Raw genomic sequence first — 19,500 nt, 5'->3', positions numbered from 1 at the left:
GCTTTTCGGCAAGCGCGAGGGCAAGCCTGTATGGCCTGCGCAACTCACTGGAGTGGAGTCGGTGTTGCCCCACATCTGGAGTGCGCCGCAGCGGGTAGACAGGTTCAAGCTGCGGATTTGACCGCGACACGTGATCGTCTTGAGCGCCCGAACGTTGCGCGCCCACGACAGTCGCCAGCTGAACCCCAGACCCGAGGACCGTCGCCTACCTCCGATTGAATGACAGGGCTCCCGCCACGGCCAGACCGATCAGCGCCCCGACGGTCTGCGCCATGATGAACATCGGCACGTGTCCGATCGCTATGCCGGAGAAGCTCGTCGTAAAGCCGCGCGCCACCGTCACCGCTGGGTTGGCGAACGACGTCGAGGCGGTGAACCAATAGGTCGCGGTAATGGTCAATCCGACGATGACGGGAACGCTCTCCGGCCGCACCTTGAGCGAACCGAGGATGGCGAGCACAAGCGTGAAGGTCGCGACGGCTTCGGCCAGCCATAGCGATGGCCCCGTCCGCAGCGTCGTGCCGATCACAAGCGGCGCCAGCCCGAACATCAGATGGGCCGCGACCGTCCCGGCGATGCCGCCGAGGCACTGCGCCAGCGCATAAGGCGCGAATTCTCGCCAGGGTAGTTCGCCGCGGAGCGCGAAGACGAGGCTGACCGCCGGGTTGAAATGCGCTCCGGAGACCGGCCCGAAGATCGTGATCAGCACGACGAGAATCGCGCCGGTCGGGATTGTGTTGCCGAGAAGCTGGATCGCGACGTCCTGGGACAGCTTCGTCGCCATGATGCCGGAGCCGACGACGGTGGCGACGAGGATTCCGGTACCGAGTGCTTCCGCAAACAGGCGGGTGGAAAGAGGTTGGGCCATCCTCAGGCTACGGCAATACGCCGCCCCTGCCCATCGATCACCGGCTCACCATCTTCCTTGGTGAACGGGCCGAGCTGCGGCAGCGGCAGGATGTCGAGGACGGCTTCCGACGGGCGGCAAAGCTTGACGCCCCAGGGTGTCACCACGATCGGCCGGTTGATCAGGATCGGATGCGCGGCGATAGCTGCCCAGATCGCCTCATCACTGACCGTGGGGTCACCGAGACCGAGTTCAGTGAACGGCGTCCCCTTCTCGCGCAGGATCGACCGTAGCGGCTGGTTCATACGCTTGAGCAGTCGGGTCAGCAGTTTCCGATTCGGCGGCGTCTTCAGATATCCGACAACATGCGGCTCGACCCCGGCATTCCGGATCAGCGCCAGCGTGTTGCGCGAGGTGCCGCAGTCCGGGTTGTGGTAGATGATGACGTCAGTCGCGGCGGGGTCGTGGCTCACGCAGCTCGCTCCAGGGATTTTTCGGTCGCCCCGTCCATCCTGCCAATGGCCGCTAGCACGGGTTCGAGCTCAGCAAGGCTCATTTTCTCGAATGGCAGATTGACGAAGGCGGTGACGCGCGCGGCCAGATCGCGATAGCTCCGGCGGAAGGCGGCGCGCCGTGCCTCGACAGGTCCTGCAACCTGGGCTGGATCGTCCAGCCCCCAGTGCACTCGCATGGGCACGCCCGGGAAGGCCGGGCAGGCATCGTCGGCCGCCGAGTCGCAGACGGTGATGACGAGATCGAGCCTCATGGCATCCGGGCCCAGGAATTCGTCCCAAGACTTGGAGCGGAAGCCCTCGGTCGCGTAGCCGAGCTCGGCGAGCAGTCCGATCGCGAGCGGATGCGGCGCCTCGTGCGGCCTGCTGCCTGCCGAAAAGGCCTGGATGCGGCCGAGCCCTTCCCGATTGAGCACTGCCTCAGCCATGATCGAGCGGGCGGAATTGCCCGTGCAGACGACGAGCACGCGCAAGGGCGCGTCGGTGGGCTGGACTTCCTTCCGGGAGGGGTACGAAGGATCCGCGGAAGGCTGACATGCGGCCGGCCGCTCCGTGCAGCAGGCCTCCGACAGGAAGCCGAGCAGGGCGTCAGCCCGGTCCGGCACGGCCGCGAAGATGATGTGGCGGCCTTCGCGGCGAGACGCCAGAAGACCGACCTGCTCAAGCGCGGCGAGGTGGGTCGAGAGCGTGTTGTGCTGGACGGCCAGCAGTCGGCCGATATCGCCGGCGGCGAGCCCGTGCGGGCGATAGCGCATCAACAGGCGGAAGATCTCCAGCCGCGTAGGCTGGGCGAGTGCGCCCAGCAGGTCGACCGCATCTGCGGATTCAAGTCTCGATGCGTCAGGTTTCGGCGTCACGCCGCGTCTTCCCTTCTGCCGGTGTCCTTACCGATGGCGTCCAGCCGATGCTGCAGCGCCATGCCCTGCAGCGTCGCCAGAGGCAAGCTTGCAAAGATCGAGATGCGGTTGTTGAGCATCCGATAGGCATCGGCGAAGGCAAGCGCTTTCTGGACGTCCTCGCCCTCGAAGGCCGCGGGATCGGGCAACGTCCAGAGGGCCGTAGTCGGATTGCCGGTCCAGGCCGGAGGCGCCGCATTGGCCGCGGTCTCGGACAAGGTGAAGACGAAGTCGAGCTCCGGCGAGTCGGGTTGGGCGAACTCGGTCCAGCTCTTGGGGCGAAGGCCTGCAGTATCATGGTTCAGGGATGTCAGCAGCCGCAGGGCGAAAGGGTTGATCTCGGGCTGCGGCTGGCTGCCGGCGCTGAAGACGGTGAACTTGCCGCCAGGAAGGCGTCGCAAGATCGATTCCGCCATGATGGAACGCGCGTGATTGCCCTTGCAGACGAAGAGAACCTTGAGCGGGGCCGTTTCCATGAGCTGATCTCGTTATGTCGGTTAACGTCGACGCAATTACTGATCAATCGATATGTCGGAGTCAATCGACATATTGACATTTTGATCTGACTTGGGTGATGGACGAGCCTTATCGGCAGGGGAGCGGACAGCATGCGAGTGGGCATTAATGGCATGGGACGCATCGGTCGCCTCGCATTGCGCGCGGCGCTCGGCGCAGCCGAGCGGCCGCCTAACGATCCGCGGCACGGAAATCGTCTCGACGTTGTTCACCTCAACGAAATCAAGGGCGGTGCCTTGGCGACGGCGCACCTGCTGGAATTCGACAGCATGCAGGGCCGCTGGCGGGCTGATTTCGGCCACGACGGGGACACCTCGGTCCGGATCGACGATCGCAAGCTGAGCTTTTCGTCGCATGTTGCTCCGGGCGATCTCCCCTGGGGCGATCTCGGCGTCGATGTCGTGCTCGAATGCACCGGCAAGTTCCTGACGCCCGCAACCCTGGAGGGGCATCTGAAGCGCGGCGCCAAGCGCGTCATCGTCGCCGCGCCGGTCAAGGATTCGTCCGTCCTGAACGTCGTCGTCGGGATCAACGATCACCTCTACGACCCGGCCAGGCATTCCATCGTGACGGCCGCCTCCTGCACCACGAACTGCCTCGCCCCCGTGGTCAAGGTGGTGCACGAGAACCTCGGCATCCGGCACGGCCAGATCACCACGATCCACGATCCGACCAACACCAATGTCGTGGTCGACGCACCGCACAAGGACCTGCGCCGGGCGCGATCCGCGATGCTCTCGCTGCAACCGACCACGACGGGGAGCGCGACCGCAATCGCGCTGATCTATCCGGAACTGAAGGGCAAGCTCGACGGCCACGCCGTGCGCGCGCCCGTGCTCAACGCGTCGCTGACGGACTGCGTTTTCGAGCTGGAGCGCCCGACCACGGCCGCCGAGGTCAACGAGCTCTTCAAGGCTGCGGCGAAAGGCGCGCTCGCTGGAATCCTCGGCTTCGAGGAACGCCCGCTCGTCTCGGTCGACTATCAGCGCGACACCCGCTCCAGCATCGTCGATGGCCCCTCCACCCTCGTCACCGACGGCACGCTGCTCAAGGTCTACGCCTGGTACGACAACGAGATGGGCTATGCCTGTCGGATGGTCGACCTCGCCCGCCACCTCGAGACGGTCGGGATCTGAAGCCATGAACGACGGCACGCGCAACTATGCGATCGTGACGGCCGCCTATTGGGGCTTCACGCTCACCGACGGCGCGCTGCGCATGCTCGTGCTGCTGCACTTCTTCCGGCTCGGCTACTCGGCCTTCACCCTCGCCTTCCTGTTCCTGCTCTACGAGGCGGCGGGCGTCTTGGCGAACGTCATCGGCGGCTGGCTTGCAGCCCGCTACGGCATCACGCGGATGCTGACGGTCGGCCTGGCGACGCAGGTCATCGGGTTCCTGGTCCTGTCGGCGCTCTCACCGGACTGGTCCGCCGGTGCCTCGGTGATCTGGGTCATGCTCGCCCAAGCCATCTGTGGCGTCGCAAAGGACCTCACCAAGACCGCCTCGAAATCGGCCATCAAGATCGCCGAGAGCGCGGCCAAGTCGGAGGATGCCGAAGGCCGCCTCTTCCGCTGGGTCGCCTGGTTCACCGGTTCCAAGAACGCGATGAAGGGCTTCGGCTTTTTCCTCGGCGGACTGCTGCTGGAACTGCTCGGATTCCGCGGCGCGCTCTGGGTCATGGCGGCGGCGCTCGGCTTGATCCTGCTCGGCGTCGTGATCTCGCTTCCGCCCATGCTGGGAAAGGCCAAGGCCAGCAAGAGCGCGCGCGACCTCTTCGGCAAGAACCGCGGCGTGAACCTGCTGGCGATCGCGCGTCTCGCACTGTTCGGCGCCCGGGACGTCTGGTTCGTCGTCGGCGTTCCGGTCTTCCTCTACGCCGCGGGCTGGACCTTCACCATGGTCGGTAGCTTCGTCGCGCTCTGGACCATCGGTTATGGGCTCGTGCAGGCCGCAGCGCCGGCGGTGGTTAAACGCAGCTCTGACGGGCTGACACAGGAGCTTCGGGCGGCTCGGCTCTGGTCCTTCGGCCTCGCCGTCATTCCTGCCGCGATCGCGGCGATCCTGGCGAGCAATTCGGGGTTGAGACCGGACCTGATCCTCGTCATAGGGCTTGGCCTGTTCGGCTTCGCCTTCGCCGTCAATTCCTCGGTGCACTCCTATTTGATCCTAGCCTATGCCGGGTCGGAGAAAGCGGCCGAGGATGTCGGCTTCTACTATGCCGCCAACGCCCTGGGACGCTTCGCCGGCACGTTGCTGTCGGGGCTGCTCTATCAATGGGGGGGCGTCTACGCCTGCCTGATCGGTTCCTGCCTCATGCTGGTTGCCTGCTTCCTGGTCACGCTTGCACTGCCGGGGCGGGAGGCCCCGGTACCGGTGCGGAGCTGAGATTCGCGTATCGTCGAGATCGGTGAGGCACCAGCCGACGATGGCGAGTGCGAAGACGATCAGCGCCGACCTTGCCCGCGGATCGAGCGATAGACCGAACCAGATGGCGGCGAGAGCGCTGGCGATCAGGATGGCGAGGCCAGGCGGAACGCTGCCCGGACGCTGCGCCAATGATCGGGACGGCGGCCGCCGGCCATGATGGGACCAGCGGAGGCGGGAATGAGTGCATCGTCATGGCAACGCCAACGGTGCAGGCGGGCGCTTATTCCCTGGCGGGCTACCACAATTCGATGGAGGGCGTCACGCGCAATCGGCCGGCGCGCGATCCGCGCGAGCAGACGCCTATAACGAAGCCTCGACATCGCAACGCAAGCGTGCATCGATCTGCGGCAAGCTCGCGTTTCGTGCGTTTGTGCTGCGGGATGAGGCGAAAGCAAGAGGGGACGCCAAATCTTTTATCGCGTCGGCTACTGACATCGGCCGCGCGCTGGTTATTCTGATGCCGCTTTCAACCGGCTCACCGGAGGCTGCCTGGGCGAGGGGCCCGCGCAACCTCTGTGATCAGATCGCAAAGATGGACCCTGGCATGAAGGACTTGGCATGACCTCTCCGATCCTCTCGGTCTCGAATCTGACGACCTCGTTTCGGGTCGAAGGACTCTGGAAGCCGGTCGTGCGCAACATCTCCTTCGACATCAAGCCGCAGGAAACGCTTGCGGTGGTCGGCGAATCCGGTTCGGGCAAGAGCGTCACCGCGCTCTCGATCATGCGCCTCACACCGCCCAGCTCGAGCAAGATCGAGGGATCGATCAAGCTCAACGGCAAGGAACTCCTGACCCTGCCGGATGCGCAGATGCGCGAGATCCGCGGCAACGAGATCGCGATGATCTTCCAGGAACCGATGACCTCGCTGAACCCGGTGCTGACCATCGGCTTCCAGATCGCCGAGGCGCTGATCCTGCATCGCAACATGTCGCGCTCGGAAGCCGAGGCCGAGACCATCCGCCTGCTGGAGAAGGTCAAGATCCCGTCGGCCAAGTCGCGCTTCCACGAGTATCCGCACCGCTTCTCCGGCGGCATGCGCCAGCGCGTGATGATCGCGATGGCGCTGGCCTGCAAGCCGAAGCTCCTGATCGCCGACGAGCCGACCACCGCGCTCGACGTGACGATTCAGGCGCAGATCCTTGAGCTGATCAAGTCGCTGCAGGATGAGGAGGGCATGTCCGTCCTCTTCATCACCCACGATATGGGCGTCGTCGCCGAGATCGCCGACCGCACCGTCGTCATGTACAATGGCGACGAGATCGAGACCGGCGCGACCGAGGACATCTTCGCCAATCCTCAGAAGCCCTATACCAAGTCGCTGCTCTCGGCCGTGCCGCGGCTGGGCTCGATGGAAGGGCGCCGGCGGCCGATGCGCTTCCCGGTGGTCGATCGTCTGACGGGCCAGTCGGATGTCCCCACCGAGGTGCCCGATACGGTTCAGGCCGCGGAACGCCCGGTGCTCGAGGTCGCGGGCCTGACCACCCGTTTCGAAATCCGCTCGGGGCTGCTCTCCTCGGTCAAGGGGCGCGTGCACGCGGTCGAGAACGTCTCGTTCAGCCTGAAGGCGGGCGAGACATTGGCGCTGGTCGGCGAATCCGGCTGCGGCAAGTCGACGACCGGCCGCTCGGTGCTGCGCCTGGTCGAGCCGCTCTCGGGCTCGGTGCTGCTCGACGGCGTCGATGTGCTCAAGCTCAACCAGACCGAGCTGCGCGACCAGCGCAAGCGCATGCAGATGATCTTCCAGGACCCGTTCGCCTCGCTGAACCCGCGCATGAATATCGGCGCGGCCGTGGCCGAGCCGCTTTTGATCAACAATCTCGCCAGCCGCTCCGAGGCGCGCGACAAGGTCGCCGACCTGCTGAAGCGCGTCGGGCTGCTGCCGGAGATGGCCAACCGCTTCCCGCACGAGTTCTCGGGCGGCCAGCGCCAGCGCATCTGCATCGCCCGCGCGCTCGCCGTCGAGCCGCGCCTGATCGTGGCGGACGAGGCGGTCTCGGCGCTCGACGTCTCCGTCAAGGCGCAGGTGGTCAACCTGATGCTCGACCTGCAGGCGCGCATGGGCCTCGGCTATCTCTTCATCTCGCACGACATGGCGGTGGTCGAGCGCGTCAGCCACCGCGTCGCGGTGATGTATCTCGGCGAGATCGTCGAGATCGGCCCGCGCGAGGCGATCTTCGGCAACCCGCAGCACCCCTACACCAAGCGGCTGCTTGCGGCGGTGCCGATCGCCGATCCGGCCCGGCGCCTGCAGAAGCGCCCGGTCTCGAACGACGAGATCAAGAGCCCGATCCGTCCGGCCGACTATGTCCCGCCGGTGCGCCAGTATCGCGAAGTCTCGCCCGGCCACGCCGTGATGATCTGGGGCGAGGAGTGGGAAGCCAAGCCGGTCATCGCCAAGGTGGCGTGAGCCATTCCTGACCGGCCCACGCAGCCGCACCGGTCGGCTTGAACTCGGCTGACCGGTGACGCCATGACCCGGGGAGCGACAAGCCCCCCGTCTGATTAGTCCCTTTGATCAACGGAGTTCCGGCTGCGCAGGCTGGCATGCGCAATGATCTCAGCCTATCCCAAGTGCTGGGAATCGTTGATAGAACCAGTCATGCGCATGTGGATCAGGAATCCGCTCGCCATCCTCGCCGAGCATGCCGGCGGTGGGGTCGTGGTCGAGGACGGGGTGATCGTCGAGCTGGTCGCGAGCGGCGGCTATCCGGCGCTGCCGGTGACCGAGAGCTTCGATGCGTCCGGCCATGTCGTGCTGCCGGGCCTGATCAACACCCACCACCATTTCTACCAGACGCTGACCCGCGCCCATCCCGCTGCGATCGACCGCGAGCTCTTCCCCTGGCTGAAGGCGCTCTATCCGCTCTGGGCGCGCCTGCGGCCGGAGGATTTGCGGCTGGCGGTGCGCGCCGCGCTGGTCGAGCTCATGCTCTCCGGCTGCACCACTGCCGCCGACCACCATTATCTCTATCCGGCCGGGCTGGAGAACGCCGTCGACATCGCGGTCGAGGAGGCGAGGGCGCTCGGCATCCGCGTCACCATCTCGCGCGGCTCGATGAACCTGTCGCAGAAGGATGGCGGCCTGCCGCCGGACGAGGTCGTGCAGGACGAGGACACCATCCTCGCCGATTGCGAGCGGGTGCTCGGCCTGTTCCATGATCCCAAGCCCGGCAGCATGGTGCAGATCGCGCTCGCGCCCTGCTCGCCCTTCTCGGTGACGACCTCGCTGATGGCGGCCTCGGCGGAGCTGGCGACGCGCTTCGATGCGCCGCTGCATACCCACCTCGCCGAAACCGAGGATGAGGACGCTTACTGCCGGGAGGTCTACGGCAAGCGCCCGCTCGACCTGCTGGAAGAGGCCGGCTGGCTGCGGCCGAAGACCTGGCTGGCGCACGGCATCCATTTCTCCTGCGAGGAATGCGAGCGGCTCGGCAAGGCCGGCGTCGGCGTCTGCCATTGCCCGACCTCGAACGGCATTCTCGCCTCGGGCTTCTGCAAGACGAGGGAGCTGGAGGCGGCCGGTGCGCCGGTGGGGCTCGGCGTCGACGGTTCGGCCAGCAATGACGGCTCGAACCTGATGGAGGAATTGCGCCACGCGCTGCTGGTCAACCGGCTGCACTACAAGAGCGCGAGCGCGGTGACGGCACGCGACACGATCCGCTGGGCGACGGAGGGCTCGGCCCGCTGCCTCGGCCGCTCGGATATCGGCAGGATTGCGGTCGGCCTGCAGGGCGATCTCGCGCTCTACCGGCTCGACGAACTGCGCTTCTCCGGAGCGCATGACCCGATCGCGGCGCTGGTGCTCTGCGGCGCGAACCGGGCCGACCGCGTCATGATCGGTGGGCGTTGGCGGGTGATCGACGGCACGATCCCAGGGCTCGATCTCACGAGTCTGCGCCGGGCGCATGGGCTCGCGGCGGAGCGTTACGCCTGAACCTTCTGAGACATCCACCGCTGTCATTCCGGGGCGCGCCGAAGGCGCGAGCCCGGAACCCATGAACACGGGCACAAGCAGGTCAGGAGCGGGGATGGCGGGCTCTTGTCGCCATGACCAGTGTTCATGGGTTCCGGGCTCTTCGCTGCGCGAAGCCCCGGAAAGACGGAGAGCTCGCCCGGGATGACACCGTCCTATTCAGCGACCGGAAGCGGGGTCAATTCTGAACGCATCAGCGGCTTCAGGAAGCCGGTCAGGTCATCGGTGACGAAATGGACGTGGGCGGCCTCGACCGCCGCCTGCTCCCAGGCCTCGCGGAAGGGGTCGGGCGTGCGCGGCACGATCAGCACCGTCTTCATTCCGAGCGCGCTCGGCACGATCAGGTTCTTGTCGATATCCTCGAACATCGCCGCGCGGGCGGGATCGACCGCATGCTTGGCGAGGAATGTCTCGTAGGTGGCGCGCTCTGGCTTGGGCAGGAAGCCGGCCTCGACGATGTCGAAGATGTCCTCGAAATGGTGGAGGATGCCGAGCTTGCCAGCGACGTTCTCGGCATGGCCGCGCGAGCCGTTGGTCAGGATCAGCTTGCGGCCGGGCAGAGCCGCGATCGCAGCGCCAAGATCGGGATTGGGGTCGAGCAGCGTGAGGTCGATGTCGTGGGCGAAGGCGAGGAAATCGTCGGGATCGACGCCGTGCTCCGACATCAGCCCGTTCAGCGTCGTGCCATAGCGCTCGTAGTAGTAGCGGCGCAGTTCGCGCGCGGAGAGGCCGTCGAGGCCGAACAGCTCCAGCAGGTACAGGCTGATCCGCTCATTGACCTGCGGCCAGACCTGCGCCTCGTGCGAATAGAGCGTGTTGTCGAGGTCGAAGATCCAGTGGTCGACATGGCCGAACGCCGCCTGCTCCGGCAGGAGCGGGAGGGCGGCGGTGATTGATGCATTCTGGTTCATTGGGCCATGTCATGTGGGACGCGCCATCATGACATGCAAGATGCTTGCAAAACGGTTGCGACGGAGAAGTACTCCGTCACGCCGTGGGCTCGATCCAAGCGTCTCATGCCGGAGGAAACACCGATCAGCGCCTTCTCGTCATGAGATTCCCGGGTCTGCGCTTCGCTTCGCCCGGGAATGACGGTCGCGGCTTCTCACCTCCGGATGATCGTGCCGGAACCTGTATCGGTGAAGAGCTCGATCAGCGCCGCATGCGGGACCTTGCCGTCGAGGATGACGACGGCCTCGACGCCCTTTTCCAGCGCATAGATGCAGGTCTCGATCTTTGGGATCATGCCGCCGGAGATGGTGCCGTCGGCGATCAGGCGCCGGCACTGCTCGATGGTGAGCTCGGGGATCAGCTTTTTGTCCTTGTCGAGCACGCCCGGCACGTCGGTGAGCAGCAGCAGGCGCTTGGCATTGAGCGCACCCGCGATCGCGCCGGCGAAGGTGTCGGCGTTGACGTTGTAAGTCTGGCCGTCGGCAGCGGCGCAGACCGGCGCCAGCACCGGGATCAGCTCTTCCTTCAGGATGGCTTTCAGCACGGTGGTGTCGACCGACTCGGGCTCGCCGACGAAGCCGAGGTCGAGGACCTGCTCGATCTTCGAATCGGGATCGACGATGGTGCGCGTCGCCTTGCGGGCAGTCACCATGTTGCCGTCCTTGCCGCAGAGGCCGATCGCCTTGCCGCCTTCGCGCGAGATGTAGCCGACGATCTCCTTGTTGACCGAGCCGGCCAGGACCATCTCGACGACGTCGACGGTGGCGGCGTCAGTGACGCGCAGGCCCTGCTTGAACTCGGACTTGATGCCGAGCTTCTCCAGCATGCGGGCGATCTGCGGGCCGCCGCCATGACAGACCACCGGCTTCAGGCCGGATTGCTCGAGCAGCACCACATCCTCGGCGAAATCCTCGGCGGTGGCGGCGTCGCCCATGGCGTTGCCGCCATATTTGATCACGATCACCTCCTGGTCGTAGCGCTGCATGTGCGGCAGCGCCTGGACGAGCAATTCGGCGGCTTGCGAGGGCGTGAGATTGTGAGGGGCGTTCATCGGCAGCTCCGCGAAGGCGCAGGGGGCAGCCGCGCCGCGCCGCGTTCTAGCGGAAGTGTGGATGCGGCGGAAGCGTTTCCACGCCAATCAGGCCCGCTTGGCGAACAAGGCGGCGAGGACGAGGCCGAGCCAGCCGCCGAGCATCATGAAGCCGCCGGCGGGAGCAGCGCCGAGGAAGAGCCGTTCGCCATGGAAGCCGCGCATCGCGAGGTCGGCCGAAAACAGCGCGACGCCGAGGATCAGGAGCGAGATGGCCAGTCGCGCCGGCCAGTCCGCCAGCAATTCGGCGCGCCTCGCCGCGCAGGCTGCGATCACGGCAGGGGCATGGAAAAGCAGCATCTGCCCGGCGATCTGGACGTTGTCGGACGCGCCGGAATGCGTGCCGGCCGCGAGCAGGGTCACGCCTGACAGCCCCATCAGCATGGCGATGGTGAGGTGGATGCGGGTCGCGGTGATCATGAGCATATCCGGTGTCGTTAGCGTAGCGCTGGGCCTGAGCGTGCCAGTGAGCAGATGCTGCAGCTGTAGCGACGGTCAAGCGGGTGCGGCTGTGGCATCATGCTCCAGCGGAGATTCAGCGTCCGCCGGGCGTGCTGCGGCTGAGCGGCGTCACCGGGGCCGGGGCGGAGCCATAGCGGGCCTGGTGCTCGAGCTCGGCATTGAGCTCGGCGCCCGAGAGCACGATCGTCGCCGAGAGCCAGAGCCAGGTCATGAACACGACGATGGTGGCGAGCGAGCCATAGGTGGCGGTGTAGCGGCCGAGCGTGCTGACATACCAGGAGAAACCGACGGAGGTAGCGACCCAGAACAGCGCCGCGGCGACGGCGCCCGGCAGCACCCAGGCGAACCGCGGCGGCTTGCGGCTCGGGCCGATCCAGTAGAGGCAGCCGATCGCGGTGATGCCGACGAGGAAGAAGGCGGGCCAGCGCAGCCAGCGGATCAGCACCTCCAGCTCATGACCGAAGGGGAAGAGCGCGGTGACCACCGGCAGGCTCGCGATCAAGACGAGCGCCAGGATGAGCACGATAAGGGCGCTCAGCGTGGTACCGAGCGAGACAAGGTTCAGGCGGATGAAGCCGCGGCGCTCGCGCACGCCGTAGATGATGTTGAGGGCGTCGAAGATGGCCTTCATCGCGGCATTGGCGCTCCAGACCGCGACGAGGACGCTGACCAGGAAGGTCAGGGAGAGACTGGCGGTGCCCTGGCTCGCCAACCTGACCGCCTGCTCGCGGATCAGTTCGCGCGCCGCCAGCGGAAAGACGGTGGTGACGTCGTCAAGCTGTCCGACGATCGTCGCCGGGTCGGTCAGCATGCCGTAGAGCGTCACGAGCAGCGACAGCGCCGGGACCAGCGAGAGCAGGGTGAAGAAGGCGACGGCGCCGGCGAGCGAAAGCACCCGCGCCTCCTGCACGCGGGCGCCGAAGCGCAGCAGGACATCCTTCCAGCCGCGCCAGGGCAGGGTGATGGGGCTCCTGGCACCGCGACCGCGCCGTGCCTGGCGGATGGGCTCGCCGACCCGCCGCGAGACCAGGCCGTGGACATAGCCGGCGACGACGGCTGCGAGTCCGGCTGCGCCTGTCAGTCGCTTGAAATAGGCCATGAACGCTCCGGTCGAAGGTCGCCGATCTTAAACGGCTCCGTCGCGCTGCCAACGTCGCGGCGGCGGTTTTCGTTCCGGCAGGATGCTGGCGGCGAGGTCGCTTAGAAGTTCGTTAACCTTAACAATTTCATAATCGAGCTCCCATCGCCATCGCGGCGTCGGCCGGATTCTCTCTGGTCGCAGCCGTCGTCCGAGCCGAGATCTTGATGAAGACCCTGCTGAAAGCCGCCGTCGCCGCGACCGCCCTGCTGAGTGCCGCAGCCTCGCTGGCAGCCGATCTGCGCGGCAGGGGCGTCCTGCCGCCGGCGCCGGAATTGCCGACCTTCTACAACTGGAGCGGCCTCTATGTCGGCGGCCAGGTCGGCTATTCCTGGAGCTCCGACCGGGCCAGCGAATTCGCAAGCGCCGGCCGCGCGCCGCTCGGCCGCTCCTTCGACTACAGCCCGTCCTCCTTCATCGGCGGCGCCCGCCTCGGCTTCAACTATCAGCTCGGCGCGATCGTGGTCGGCGTCGAGGGCGACATCGAGGGCATGAATGCCGCTGAAGGGAAGGGCGATCTCGGCGGCACGGTTCGCGTGCGGCAGGACTGGCAAGGTTCGGTGCGGGCCCGCCTCGGCTACAGCCTCGACCGGATCATGATCTATGCCACCGGCGGCGTGGCCTTCACCAAGCTCGAATATGCCTATGTCAGCCCGCTGGCGGGCCTGACCGAGACGATCAATTCCTCCAGGACCGGCTGGACGGTCGGCGGCGGTGTCGACTACGCCGTGACCGACAACATCATCCTCGGTCTCGACTATCGCTACACCGATTATGGCCGCTTCGACCATGTCGGGGCGGGCGCCTATCTCGGCCGCACCGTCGAGCACGAGCCTTCCGCCCATGTGATGCGCGCCAGCCTCGCCTACAAGTTCTGAGATAGCGCGGCGTCAGCCCGCCTTGCGGAACATGCCGGGCGTGATGCCATGCACGGCGCGGAAGCTGCGCGAGAGATGGCTCTGGTCGGCAAAGCCGGCGGCGAAGGCGGCGTCCGCCAGGCTGACGCCCTCCTGGATCAGCCGGTTGGCGCGGCGCAGGCGGCGATCGCGGATGAAGATGGCCGGTGTCGAGCCGGTCAGCTTCTTGAAGTCGCGGATGACCTGGAAGCGGGTGACGCCGGCGGCCGCGGCGAGCGCCTGCAGGTCGAGCTCCTCGGCAAGGCCTGCCTCGATCACCTCCTCGTAGCGCAAGAAGCGACGTTGCGCGCCTGAGCGATCGAGCGGCCCGGCCGGGGGGGCGGTGTCGCCATGCTGCAGGATCAGGCGGCGCAGCGCGCTCAGCAGCGAAGCTTCGGCGCGGGTCGCGTCCGCCGAGGTCGATTCCGCATGGGCTGCGGCGAGCAGGCAGGAGAGCTCGGGATCGTCGAGCAGCGCCTGCGGGAACAACGGCGCCTGCGCCTGGCCGAGCTCGGCCGCGACCTCGGAGAGCAGCGCCACTGACGGATAGAAGGTGCGGTAGGCCCAGCCCTGTTCGGCGCCGGCCTCGCCATCATGCCATTCCTCGGGATTGACGACGAGCACCGAGCCGGCGGGCGCCAGCACCTCCTGCCTGCCGACGCGCACGCGCTCGCAGCCCTCGGTGATCAGGGCGATGACGTAGCCGTCATGGGTGTGGCGGTCATAGCGATGCTCGCGGAAGCGCGCCGCGAGCAGGCCGAGTTCGCGGAAGGCGGCGTGGCGCCAGAACGCCTGACTCTCCTGCTGCGGCTCGTTCATCGGTCAATCTGGTTCAAGACGCTGCCCGGCTCGCTCTCCTAATCCTGCGACATGGACAGGAGAGAACCATGCTTCACAATGATCCGATCGCCAGGCTGACGCCAGAGGTCGTCGCCTGGCGCCATCACATCCACGCCAATCCCGAGCTCGGCTTCCAGGAAATCGAGACCGCCCGGTTCGTCGCCGACAAGCTGCGCTCCTTCGGCCTGGAAGTGCAGGAAGGCATCGGCGGCACCGGCGTCATCGGGACTTTGCGCTCGGGCTCCGGCAAGCGCGCCATCGGCCTGCGCGCCGAGCTCGACGCGCTGCCGGTGATCGAGCGCACCGGCCTGCCCTATGCCTCGAAGACCGAGGGCGTGATGCATGCCTGCGGCCATGACGGCCACAGCGCCATGCTGCTCGGGGCGGCCAAGCTCCTCAGCGAGACCCCGGATTTCGACGGCACCGTGCATTTCATTTTCCAGCCGGCCGAGGAGAACGAGGGCGGCAGCATGAAGATGATCGAGGCCAGGCTGTTCGAGCGCTTCCCGGTCGAGGCGGTCTATGCCGTGCACAACTGGCCGGGCGTACCCTTCGGCACGATCGCGGCCCGCGCCGGGGCGCAGATGGCCGCGGTCGACAATTTCGAGCTGCGCTTCTCCGGCCTCGGCGCCCATGTCGCCATGCCGCATCTCGGCGACGACCCGATCCTGGCCGCCGGCGCCTTCATCCAGAGCGTGCAGCGCATCGTCTCGCGCGCCGTCGACCCGCAGACGCCGATCGTCGTCAGCCTGACGCAGGTCCATGGCGGCAATGTCGGCAATATCGTGCCGAAAGAGGTCTGGCTGCAGGGCACCTGCCGCTTCTTCGATCCGGCATTGTCCGATCTTTGCGAGCGGCTGATCGGCGAGATCGCTGATGGTGTCGCCGCCTCGCATGGCGTCACTGCGGCGCTCGACTACAAGCGCGGCTATCCGCCGGTGATCAACACTGCCGAGGCGGCGGCCTTGGCTGCGCGCGCAGCTTCTGCGGCGGTCGGGCCGGAGAACGTCATGGCCGACTTCAAGCCGAGTCTGGGCTGCGAGGACTTCGCCTTCATGATCCGCGCCGCAGGCGGTTGCTATGCCTGGATCGGTGCCGGCGAGGTCGGCCCGGGCGAGGGGCTGCATGGCGACCGTTACGTGTTCAATGATGCGATCGTTCCGCATGTCCTGCGCTACTGGCAGAACCTCGTTGCCGGCGCGTTGCCGAAGGCCGCGCCATGAACGCGCATGCTCCCTCTCGCCGGGTGATCGAGCGCCGCTGCGGCGGGCGCATCCTGCTCGACGGCGTCGATACGATCATGCTCGGCGCCAACGATTATCTCGGCCTCTCGACCGATGAGCGCGTGCTGGCGGCGACCAACGAGGCGCTTCGGCTCTATGGCAGCGGCACCGGGATCTACCCGGTCTTCGCGACCACGCCTTTGCACGAGGCGCTGGCGGAGAACCTCGCCTCCTATCTCGGCGTCGAGGCGGTGGCGCTGTTCTCCTCCGGCGGCAGCGCCAATGGCGGGGTGCTGACGACCCTGGTCGGCGCCGGCGACGTCATCATCTCCGACCGGCTGAACCACGCCAGCATCATCGATGGCTGCCGGCTCAGCCGTGCCGAGGTCGAGACCTATGAGAACCGCAACGTCGCCGGCCTGCGCCAGGCGCTAGAGGGGACAAGGCGGGCGAAGCGTCGGCTGATCGTCACCGACGGCATCTTCAGCATGGAGGGCGGCGCGGCGCCGCTGCCGGAGATCCAGGCGCTGGCGCGTGAGTTCGAAGCGCTGCTGATGATCGACGAGGCGCATGCGACCGGTGTGGTCGGGCCGGGCGGCAGCGGCACCGCGCCGCTCTGCGGGCTTTCCAATGGCGCCCCGGACATGCTGCTGACCGGCTCGCTGTCGAAGGCGCTGGGCGGCGCCAGCGGCGGCTTCGTCGCGGGGCCGCGCGCGCTGATCGAGACGCTGAAGGGCAAGTCGCGCAGCTGGATCTTCACCATGGGGATGACCACGGCGAATGCCGCGACGGCGCTGACGGCGCTGAAGATCTGTCGCGACGATCCTGGCCCGCGCGAGCGGCTCTGGCGCAATGTCGCGCATTTGCGCGAGGCGCTGCGCTTCTATGCGCTCGCCTGCCATGACAGCGACAGCGCCATCACCGCCGTGAAGGTCGGCGGCGAGGAGCGGGCGCGGGCGATGACGACGCGCCTGGCCCGGGCCGGCGTCTTCGCCCCGGCGGTGTCTTTCCCGATCGTGGCGCAGGGCGAGGCGCGGTTGCGATTGCAGGTCAGCGCTGCGCATGAGACGGCCGAGCTCGACGAGGCGGCGGCAGCGCTGGCGACGGCGTTTGCGGAGACGGGTTGAGCTCAGCTCGCAGCGAGCCGGTAGAGATGCACCGGCTTGCGCGGGGCGCGCCTGATCACGCCCTTCGCCTCAAGGTCGAGCTGGACGGCCTTCAGCCACCAGCCGGCCGTGGCGCCCTGCGGAAAGAGCTCATCCGGCAGGAGCGGCAGCAGCGCTTCCTTGGCGTCCGGGACGGTCAGCCCCGGCGCCTCCTCCGGCAGTGCCGCGAGCAGCGCCTTGCGCATCGCCTGATACTTGGCGCGATCGACCCGCTCGGACTTGCCGGGCTTGTTGACGTTCTCGATCTCGATCTTGTCGTCAGGCATCGATTGTCCCCGCTGTCGTGATTGTCGGGTTGCGGAAGCCCATGGCGATCCGCCTCGTCATGGGCGGGCTCACGCGGCGCGCTCCTCTGCGACATGGAAGAGATGGCGGATGTAGCGGTCGAGATGGTCTAGGCTTTCGCGCGCGAGGTCTGGATCATTGCCGGCCTTTGCGAGAACGAAGCCGCCCTGCAGCACGGCCTGGGTGTGCCGCGCCAGGCTCTGCGCGCTCCAGCCGCTCGTGGTGATGCCATGATCGCGCCGCGCCTGCTCGATGTCGGCTTCCAGCGTCGCGGCATGGCCGAAGATGCTGCGGCCGCAGGCGTCGCGGATATCGGGGGCGCTGGCATGGACCTCCTGCGCCAGCGTCCCGACCAGGCAGGTGAATTCGTAGAGATCGCCGGCAATCATCGCCTTGCGGAAGGCGACATAGGCGAGGACGCGATCGAGGGCGTCGGCAGGCTGGTGGTAGGGGGCGGCGGCAAAGAAGGGCGTGACCTCCTGCGTCCAGAACTCGGCCGCGGCGACACCGAGTGCCTCCTTGCTCGCGAAATGATGGAAGAAGGCGCCCTTGGTGACATCGGCGGCGCGGCAGAGATCGTCGACGCTGGTGCCGGCGAAGCCTTTTGCGCGAATGACGTCCCGCGCCGCTTCGAGCAGGCGGGCGCGGGCATCGCCGCGTTCGGGGGATTGCTTGGTGGGCCGTGGCATAGCTCATACATACCATTCAGTCGGTATGTTGCAACCGGTTTCTTGCTGACTGGCGAAAGGGCGTCGCAGCGCATTGACAAAATTTTTTGTCAATGCGAGCTTTGGGCATGCTCGACCTTGACGTCATCGACGATCCCGCCCGTGCCGCCGTGGCGCTCGACCCGGTCAAGCGACGGATCCTGGCCGAACTCTCCGAGCCGGCTTCAGCGGCGGCGCTCGCGAGTCGCGTCGGGCTGACCCGGCAGAAGGTCAACTACCACCTACGGGCGCTTGAGGAGCACCAACTGGTCGCACCGGCCGGCGAGCGGCACTGGGGCGGGCTGACCGAGCGATTGCTGGTGGCGAGCGCCGCTTCCTTCGTCGTCTCGCCGGCGGCGCTGGGCTCGCTCGGCGCCGATCCCGAGCGCAACCCTGACCGGCTCTCGGCGAGCTACCTGATCGCGCTGGCGGCGAGGATCGTGCGCGAGGTCGGGACGCTCTGGCGCGAGGCGCGCCGGCAGGACAAGCGGCTGGCGACGCTTTCGCTCGACAGCGTCATCCGCTTCCGTTCGGCGGCCGAGCGTGCCGCCTTCACCCGCGAGCTGAGCGAGGCCGTGGCCGGACTCGCCGCCCGCTATCACGATGAGAGCGCTCCCGGCGGACGTTCGCATCGCCTCGTGGTCTGTGCCTATCCGGCGCCCGAGGCGACCCATTCCTGAAAGGATCAGAGTCATGCCGATCAAGAAGGACGGAACCGGCAAGCGCTGGGTCGAGATGGAGGTTCTCGTGCCCGGCACGCCCGAACAGGTCTGGCAGGCGATGGCGACCGGACCGGGTTACAACAGCTGGTTCACGCGCACGACGATCGAGGAAAAGGTCGGCGGCAAGCTCAGCTTCAGCTTCGGGCCGGAGATGAGTTCGACCGGCGAGATCAATCTCTGGGAGCCGCCGCATCGCTTCGGCTACACCGAATATGAATGGGGTGAGAAGGCGCCGCCGATCGCGACCGAGATCACGATCACCAGCCGCTCCGGCGACCAGTGCCTGGTCAGGATGGTGCACTCGCTCTTCTCCTCCAGCGACGACTGGGACGATCAGATGGAGGGCTTCGAGCGCGGCTGGCCCGGCTTCTTCGCGGTGCTGCGGCTCTATCTCACCCATTTCGCCGGGAAGAAGGGGGCCTGCTTCCAGGCGATGCAAGCGACAGAAGGCGAGCATCTTTCCGTCTGGAAGCGGTTGACCGAGACGCTCGGCTTGTCCGGCGCCAATGTCGGCGAGCGGCGCGAATTGCCTTTGGAGCCGCAACCCTTCGCCGGCACGGTCGAGCAGACCGAGCAGAACCGCAAGCAGCGCCATGTCCTGCTGCGCTCAGATGACGGCATCGCGCTGATCGGCAGCTACGGGATGGGCGACAAGGTCAATCTCAGCGCCTGCCTGTTCTTCTATGGCGACGATGCTGACGCGCGTGCCGCCGGGAGCGAGCCGAAATGGCAGGGCTGGCTCAAGGACACCTTCGCGGCAGCCGGCTGACCGGGCACGCAGCCGTCATTGCGAGCGTAGCGAAGCAATTCAGGGGCGGCAGTACTCTATGTCCACCTGGATTGCTTC

21 protein-coding genes are annotated in these 19,500 nt (G+C 66.8%); 10 read left to right on the top strand and 11 right to left on the bottom strand.

The genetic code is table 11. The features are described from left to right. Positions 1–205: 205 nt before the first annotated feature. From ACFPOB_RS19975 to ACFPOB_RS19960, 4 genes are read right to left on the bottom strand one after another with little or no spacing between them, the layout of a single operon-like run. Entirely contained in the window at positions 206–868 is a 663-nt protein-coding gene (locus ACFPOB_RS19975) for an MIP/aquaporin family protein (RefSeq protein ID WP_377800136.1), read from the bottom strand. 2 nt (positions 869–870) lie between these two features. After that, on the bottom strand, positions 871–1,320 hold the full coding sequence (gene arsC / locus ACFPOB_RS19970) for an arsenate reductase (glutaredoxin) (protein WP_377800135.1): 450 nt from the start codon (positions 1,318–1,320) through the stop codon (positions 871–873). After that, positions 1,317–2,216: a metalloregulator ArsR/SmtB family transcription factor gene (locus tag ACFPOB_RS19965; RefSeq protein ID WP_377800134.1), complete on the bottom strand. Its 900-nt coding sequence runs from the start codon at positions 2,214–2,216 to the stop codon at positions 1,317–1,319. The genes arsC and ACFPOB_RS19965 overlap by 4 nt, the downstream gene beginning before the upstream one ends. Continuing rightward, on the bottom strand, positions 2,213–2,731 hold the full coding sequence (locus ACFPOB_RS19960; RefSeq protein WP_377800133.1) for an arsenate reductase ArsC: 519 nt from the start codon (positions 2,729–2,731) through the stop codon (positions 2,213–2,215). Before ACFPOB_RS19960 ends, ACFPOB_RS19965 begins: the two co-directional genes overlap by 4 nt. A gap of 132 nt (positions 2,732–2,863) precedes the next feature. Between ACFPOB_RS19960 and ACFPOB_RS19955 the strand changes: the two genes are divergently transcribed. The 5 genes from ACFPOB_RS19955 (at position 2,864) to ACFPOB_RS19935 (ending at position 9,134) form a co-directional block, all read left to right on the top strand. After that, positions 2,864–3,907, top strand: a complete 1,044-nt coding sequence (locus ACFPOB_RS19955) for an ArsJ-associated glyceraldehyde-3-phosphate dehydrogenase (protein WP_377800132.1) — start codon at positions 2,864–2,866, stop codon at positions 3,905–3,907. A gap of 4 nt (positions 3,908–3,911) precedes the next feature. Beyond that, positions 3,912–5,156 (top strand): organoarsenical effux MFS transporter ArsJ, encoded by a 1,245-nt coding sequence (gene arsJ, locus ACFPOB_RS19950; protein WP_377800130.1) that lies wholly within the window; start codon positions 3,912–3,914, stop codon positions 5,154–5,156. Between the two features lie 223 nt (positions 5,157–5,379). Continuing rightward, positions 5,380–5,760: a hypothetical protein gene (locus ACFPOB_RS19945; protein ID WP_377800128.1), complete on the top strand. Its 381-nt coding sequence runs from the start codon at positions 5,380–5,382 to the stop codon at positions 5,758–5,760. Then, positions 5,757–7,607 carry an ABC transporter ATP-binding protein gene (locus tag ACFPOB_RS19940; RefSeq protein ID WP_377800126.1) on the top strand — a complete coding sequence of 617 codons (1,851 nt, stop codon included), beginning with the start codon at positions 5,757–5,759 and terminating at the stop codon, positions 7,605–7,607. Before ACFPOB_RS19945 ends, ACFPOB_RS19940 begins: the two co-directional genes overlap by 4 nt. A gap of 192 nt (positions 7,608–7,799) precedes the next feature. After that, entirely contained in the window at positions 7,800–9,134 is a 1,335-nt protein-coding gene (locus ACFPOB_RS19935) for an 8-oxoguanine deaminase (protein ID WP_377800124.1), read from the top strand. 194 nt (positions 9,135–9,328) lie between these two features. Here ACFPOB_RS19935 and ACFPOB_RS19930 read toward each other — a convergent pair whose 3' ends face one another. From ACFPOB_RS19930 to ACFPOB_RS19915, 4 genes are all read right to left on the bottom strand, one after another. After that, complete coding sequence (locus ACFPOB_RS19930; protein WP_377800123.1) at positions 9,329–10,084, bottom strand: pyrimidine 5'-nucleotidase; 756 nt, start codon at positions 10,082–10,084, stop codon at positions 9,329–9,331. Between the two features lie 194 nt (positions 10,085–10,278). Continuing rightward, positions 10,279–11,175 carry an acetylglutamate kinase gene (gene argB, locus ACFPOB_RS19925; protein WP_377800121.1) on the bottom strand — a complete coding sequence of 299 codons (897 nt, stop codon included), beginning with the start codon at positions 11,173–11,175 and terminating at the stop codon, positions 10,279–10,281. A gap of 87 nt (positions 11,176–11,262) precedes the next feature. Beyond that, entirely contained in the window at positions 11,263–11,634 is a 372-nt protein-coding gene (locus ACFPOB_RS19920) for a DUF423 domain-containing protein (protein ID WP_092156473.1), read from the bottom strand. A gap of 115 nt (positions 11,635–11,749) precedes the next feature. Continuing rightward, a complete protein-coding gene (locus ACFPOB_RS19915) occupies positions 11,750–12,775 on the bottom strand; it encodes a YihY/virulence factor BrkB family protein (protein WP_377800120.1) in 1,026 nt (341 codons plus the stop codon). A gap of 206 nt (positions 12,776–12,981) precedes the next feature. Between ACFPOB_RS19915 and ACFPOB_RS19910 the strand changes: the two genes are divergently transcribed. Continuing rightward, complete coding sequence (locus ACFPOB_RS19910; RefSeq protein ID WP_377800119.1) at positions 12,982–13,692, top strand: outer membrane protein; 711 nt, start codon at positions 12,982–12,984, stop codon at positions 13,690–13,692. Positions 13,693–13,704: 12 nt separating this feature from the next. Here the strand turns inward: ACFPOB_RS19910 and ACFPOB_RS19905 are convergent, their stop codons facing one another. Further along, on the bottom strand, positions 13,705–14,529 hold the full coding sequence (locus ACFPOB_RS19905; protein WP_377800118.1) for an AraC family ligand binding domain-containing protein: 825 nt from the start codon (positions 14,527–14,529) through the stop codon (positions 13,705–13,707). 68 nt (positions 14,530–14,597) lie between these two features. Between ACFPOB_RS19905 and ACFPOB_RS19900 the strand changes: the two genes are divergently transcribed. Next, positions 14,598–15,773: an amidohydrolase gene (locus tag ACFPOB_RS19900; protein WP_377800116.1), complete on the top strand. Its 1,176-nt coding sequence runs from the start codon at positions 14,598–14,600 to the stop codon at positions 15,771–15,773. Beyond that, positions 15,770–16,900, top strand: coding sequence for an aminotransferase class I/II-fold pyridoxal phosphate-dependent enzyme (locus ACFPOB_RS19895; RefSeq protein WP_291680490.1), 1,131 nt, complete (start codon positions 15,770–15,772; stop codon positions 16,898–16,900). Before ACFPOB_RS19900 ends, ACFPOB_RS19895 begins: the two co-directional genes overlap by 4 nt. Positions 16,901–16,902: 2 nt before the next feature. Here ACFPOB_RS19895 and ACFPOB_RS19890 read toward each other — a convergent pair whose 3' ends face one another. Together ACFPOB_RS19890 and ACFPOB_RS19885 are read right to left on the bottom strand one after the other, a co-directional pair. Continuing rightward, the gene (locus ACFPOB_RS19890) at positions 16,903–17,205 is read right to left on the bottom strand and encodes a DUF6958 family protein (RefSeq protein WP_377800115.1); all 303 of its coding nucleotides are present in this window, start codon (positions 17,203–17,205) and stop codon (positions 16,903–16,905) included. A 69-nt stretch (positions 17,206–17,274) separates the two neighbouring features. Then, positions 17,275–17,913 carry a TetR/AcrR family transcriptional regulator gene (locus ACFPOB_RS19885; protein ID WP_377800114.1) on the bottom strand — a complete coding sequence of 213 codons (639 nt, stop codon included), beginning with the start codon at positions 17,911–17,913 and terminating at the stop codon, positions 17,275–17,277. A 107-nt stretch (positions 17,914–18,020) separates the two neighbouring features. On the opposite strand from ACFPOB_RS19885, the gene ACFPOB_RS19880 reads away from it, so the two are divergent. Both ACFPOB_RS19880 and ACFPOB_RS19875 read left to right on the top strand, forming a co-directional pair. After that, positions 18,021–18,611, top strand: a complete 591-nt coding sequence (locus tag ACFPOB_RS19880) for an ArsR/SmtB family transcription factor (RefSeq protein WP_377800113.1) — start codon at positions 18,021–18,023, stop codon at positions 18,609–18,611. A 13-nt stretch (positions 18,612–18,624) separates the two neighbouring features. Next, positions 18,625–19,422, top strand: a complete 798-nt coding sequence (locus ACFPOB_RS19875; RefSeq protein ID WP_377800112.1) for an SRPBCC family protein — start codon at positions 18,625–18,627, stop codon at positions 19,420–19,422. Positions 19,423–19,500: the final 78 nt, after the last annotated feature.

The sequence above is a fragment of the Allobosea eneae genome (genome assembly GCF_042657265.1).
Classification (GTDB): Bacteria; Pseudomonadota; Alphaproteobacteria; order Rhizobiales; family Beijerinckiaceae; genus Allobosea; species Allobosea eneae.
This window is presented reverse-complemented; position numbering and strand designations above follow the sequence as displayed.

Bases quoted from the DNA above. Each gene is read 5' to 3' on its own strand.
- ACFPOB_RS19975 (WP_377800136.1), bottom strand. From the start codon at position 868: ATGGCCCAACCTCTTTCCACCCGCCTGTTTGCGGAAGCACTCGGTACC.
- ACFPOB_RS19960 (WP_377800133.1), bottom strand. From the start codon at position 2,731: ATGGAAACGGCCCCGCTCAAGGTTCTCTTCGTCTGCAAGGGCAATCAC.
- ACFPOB_RS19955 (WP_377800132.1), top strand. From the start codon at position 2,864: ATGCGAGTGGGCATTAATGGCATGGGACGCATCGGTCGCCTCGCATTG.
- arsJ (WP_377800130.1), top strand. From the start codon at position 3,912: ATGAACGACGGCACGCGCAACTATGCGATCGTGACGGCCGCCTATTGG.
- ACFPOB_RS19940 (WP_377800126.1), top strand. From the start codon at position 5,757: ATGACCTCTCCGATCCTCTCGGTCTCGAATCTGACGACCTCGTTTCGG.
- ACFPOB_RS19935 (WP_377800124.1), top strand. From the start codon at position 7,800: ATGCGCATGTGGATCAGGAATCCGCTCGCCATCCTCGCCGAGCATGCC.
- ACFPOB_RS19930 (WP_377800123.1), bottom strand. From the start codon at position 10,084: ATGAACCAGAATGCATCAATCACCGCCGCCCTCCCGCTCCTGCCGGAG.
- argB (WP_377800121.1), bottom strand. From the start codon at position 11,175: ATGAACGCCCCTCACAATCTCACGCCCTCGCAAGCCGCCGAATTGCTC.
- ACFPOB_RS19920 (WP_092156473.1), bottom strand. From the start codon at position 11,634: ATGATCACCGCGACCCGCATCCACCTCACCATCGCCATGCTGATGGGG.
- ACFPOB_RS19915 (WP_377800120.1), bottom strand. From the start codon at position 12,775: ATGGCCTATTTCAAGCGACTGACAGGCGCAGCCGGACTCGCAGCCGTC.
- ACFPOB_RS19910 (WP_377800119.1), top strand. From the start codon at position 12,982: ATGAAGACCCTGCTGAAAGCCGCCGTCGCCGCGACCGCCCTGCTGAGT.
- ACFPOB_RS19905 (WP_377800118.1), bottom strand. From the start codon at position 14,529: ATGAACGAGCCGCAGCAGGAGAGTCAGGCGTTCTGGCGCCACGCCGCC.
- ACFPOB_RS19900 (WP_377800116.1), top strand. From the start codon at position 14,598: ATGCTTCACAATGATCCGATCGCCAGGCTGACGCCAGAGGTCGTCGCC.
- ACFPOB_RS19895 (WP_291680490.1), top strand. From the start codon at position 15,770: ATGAACGCGCATGCTCCCTCTCGCCGGGTGATCGAGCGCCGCTGCGGC.
- ACFPOB_RS19890 (WP_377800115.1), bottom strand. From the start codon at position 17,205: ATGCCTGACGACAAGATCGAGATCGAGAACGTCAACAAGCCCGGCAAG.
- ACFPOB_RS19885 (WP_377800114.1), bottom strand. From the start codon at position 17,913: ATGCCACGGCCCACCAAGCAATCCCCCGAACGCGGCGATGCCCGCGCC.
- ACFPOB_RS19880 (WP_377800113.1), top strand. From the start codon at position 18,021: ATGCTCGACCTTGACGTCATCGACGATCCCGCCCGTGCCGCCGTGGCG.
- ACFPOB_RS19875 (WP_377800112.1), top strand. From the start codon at position 18,625: ATGCCGATCAAGAAGGACGGAACCGGCAAGCGCTGGGTCGAGATGGAG.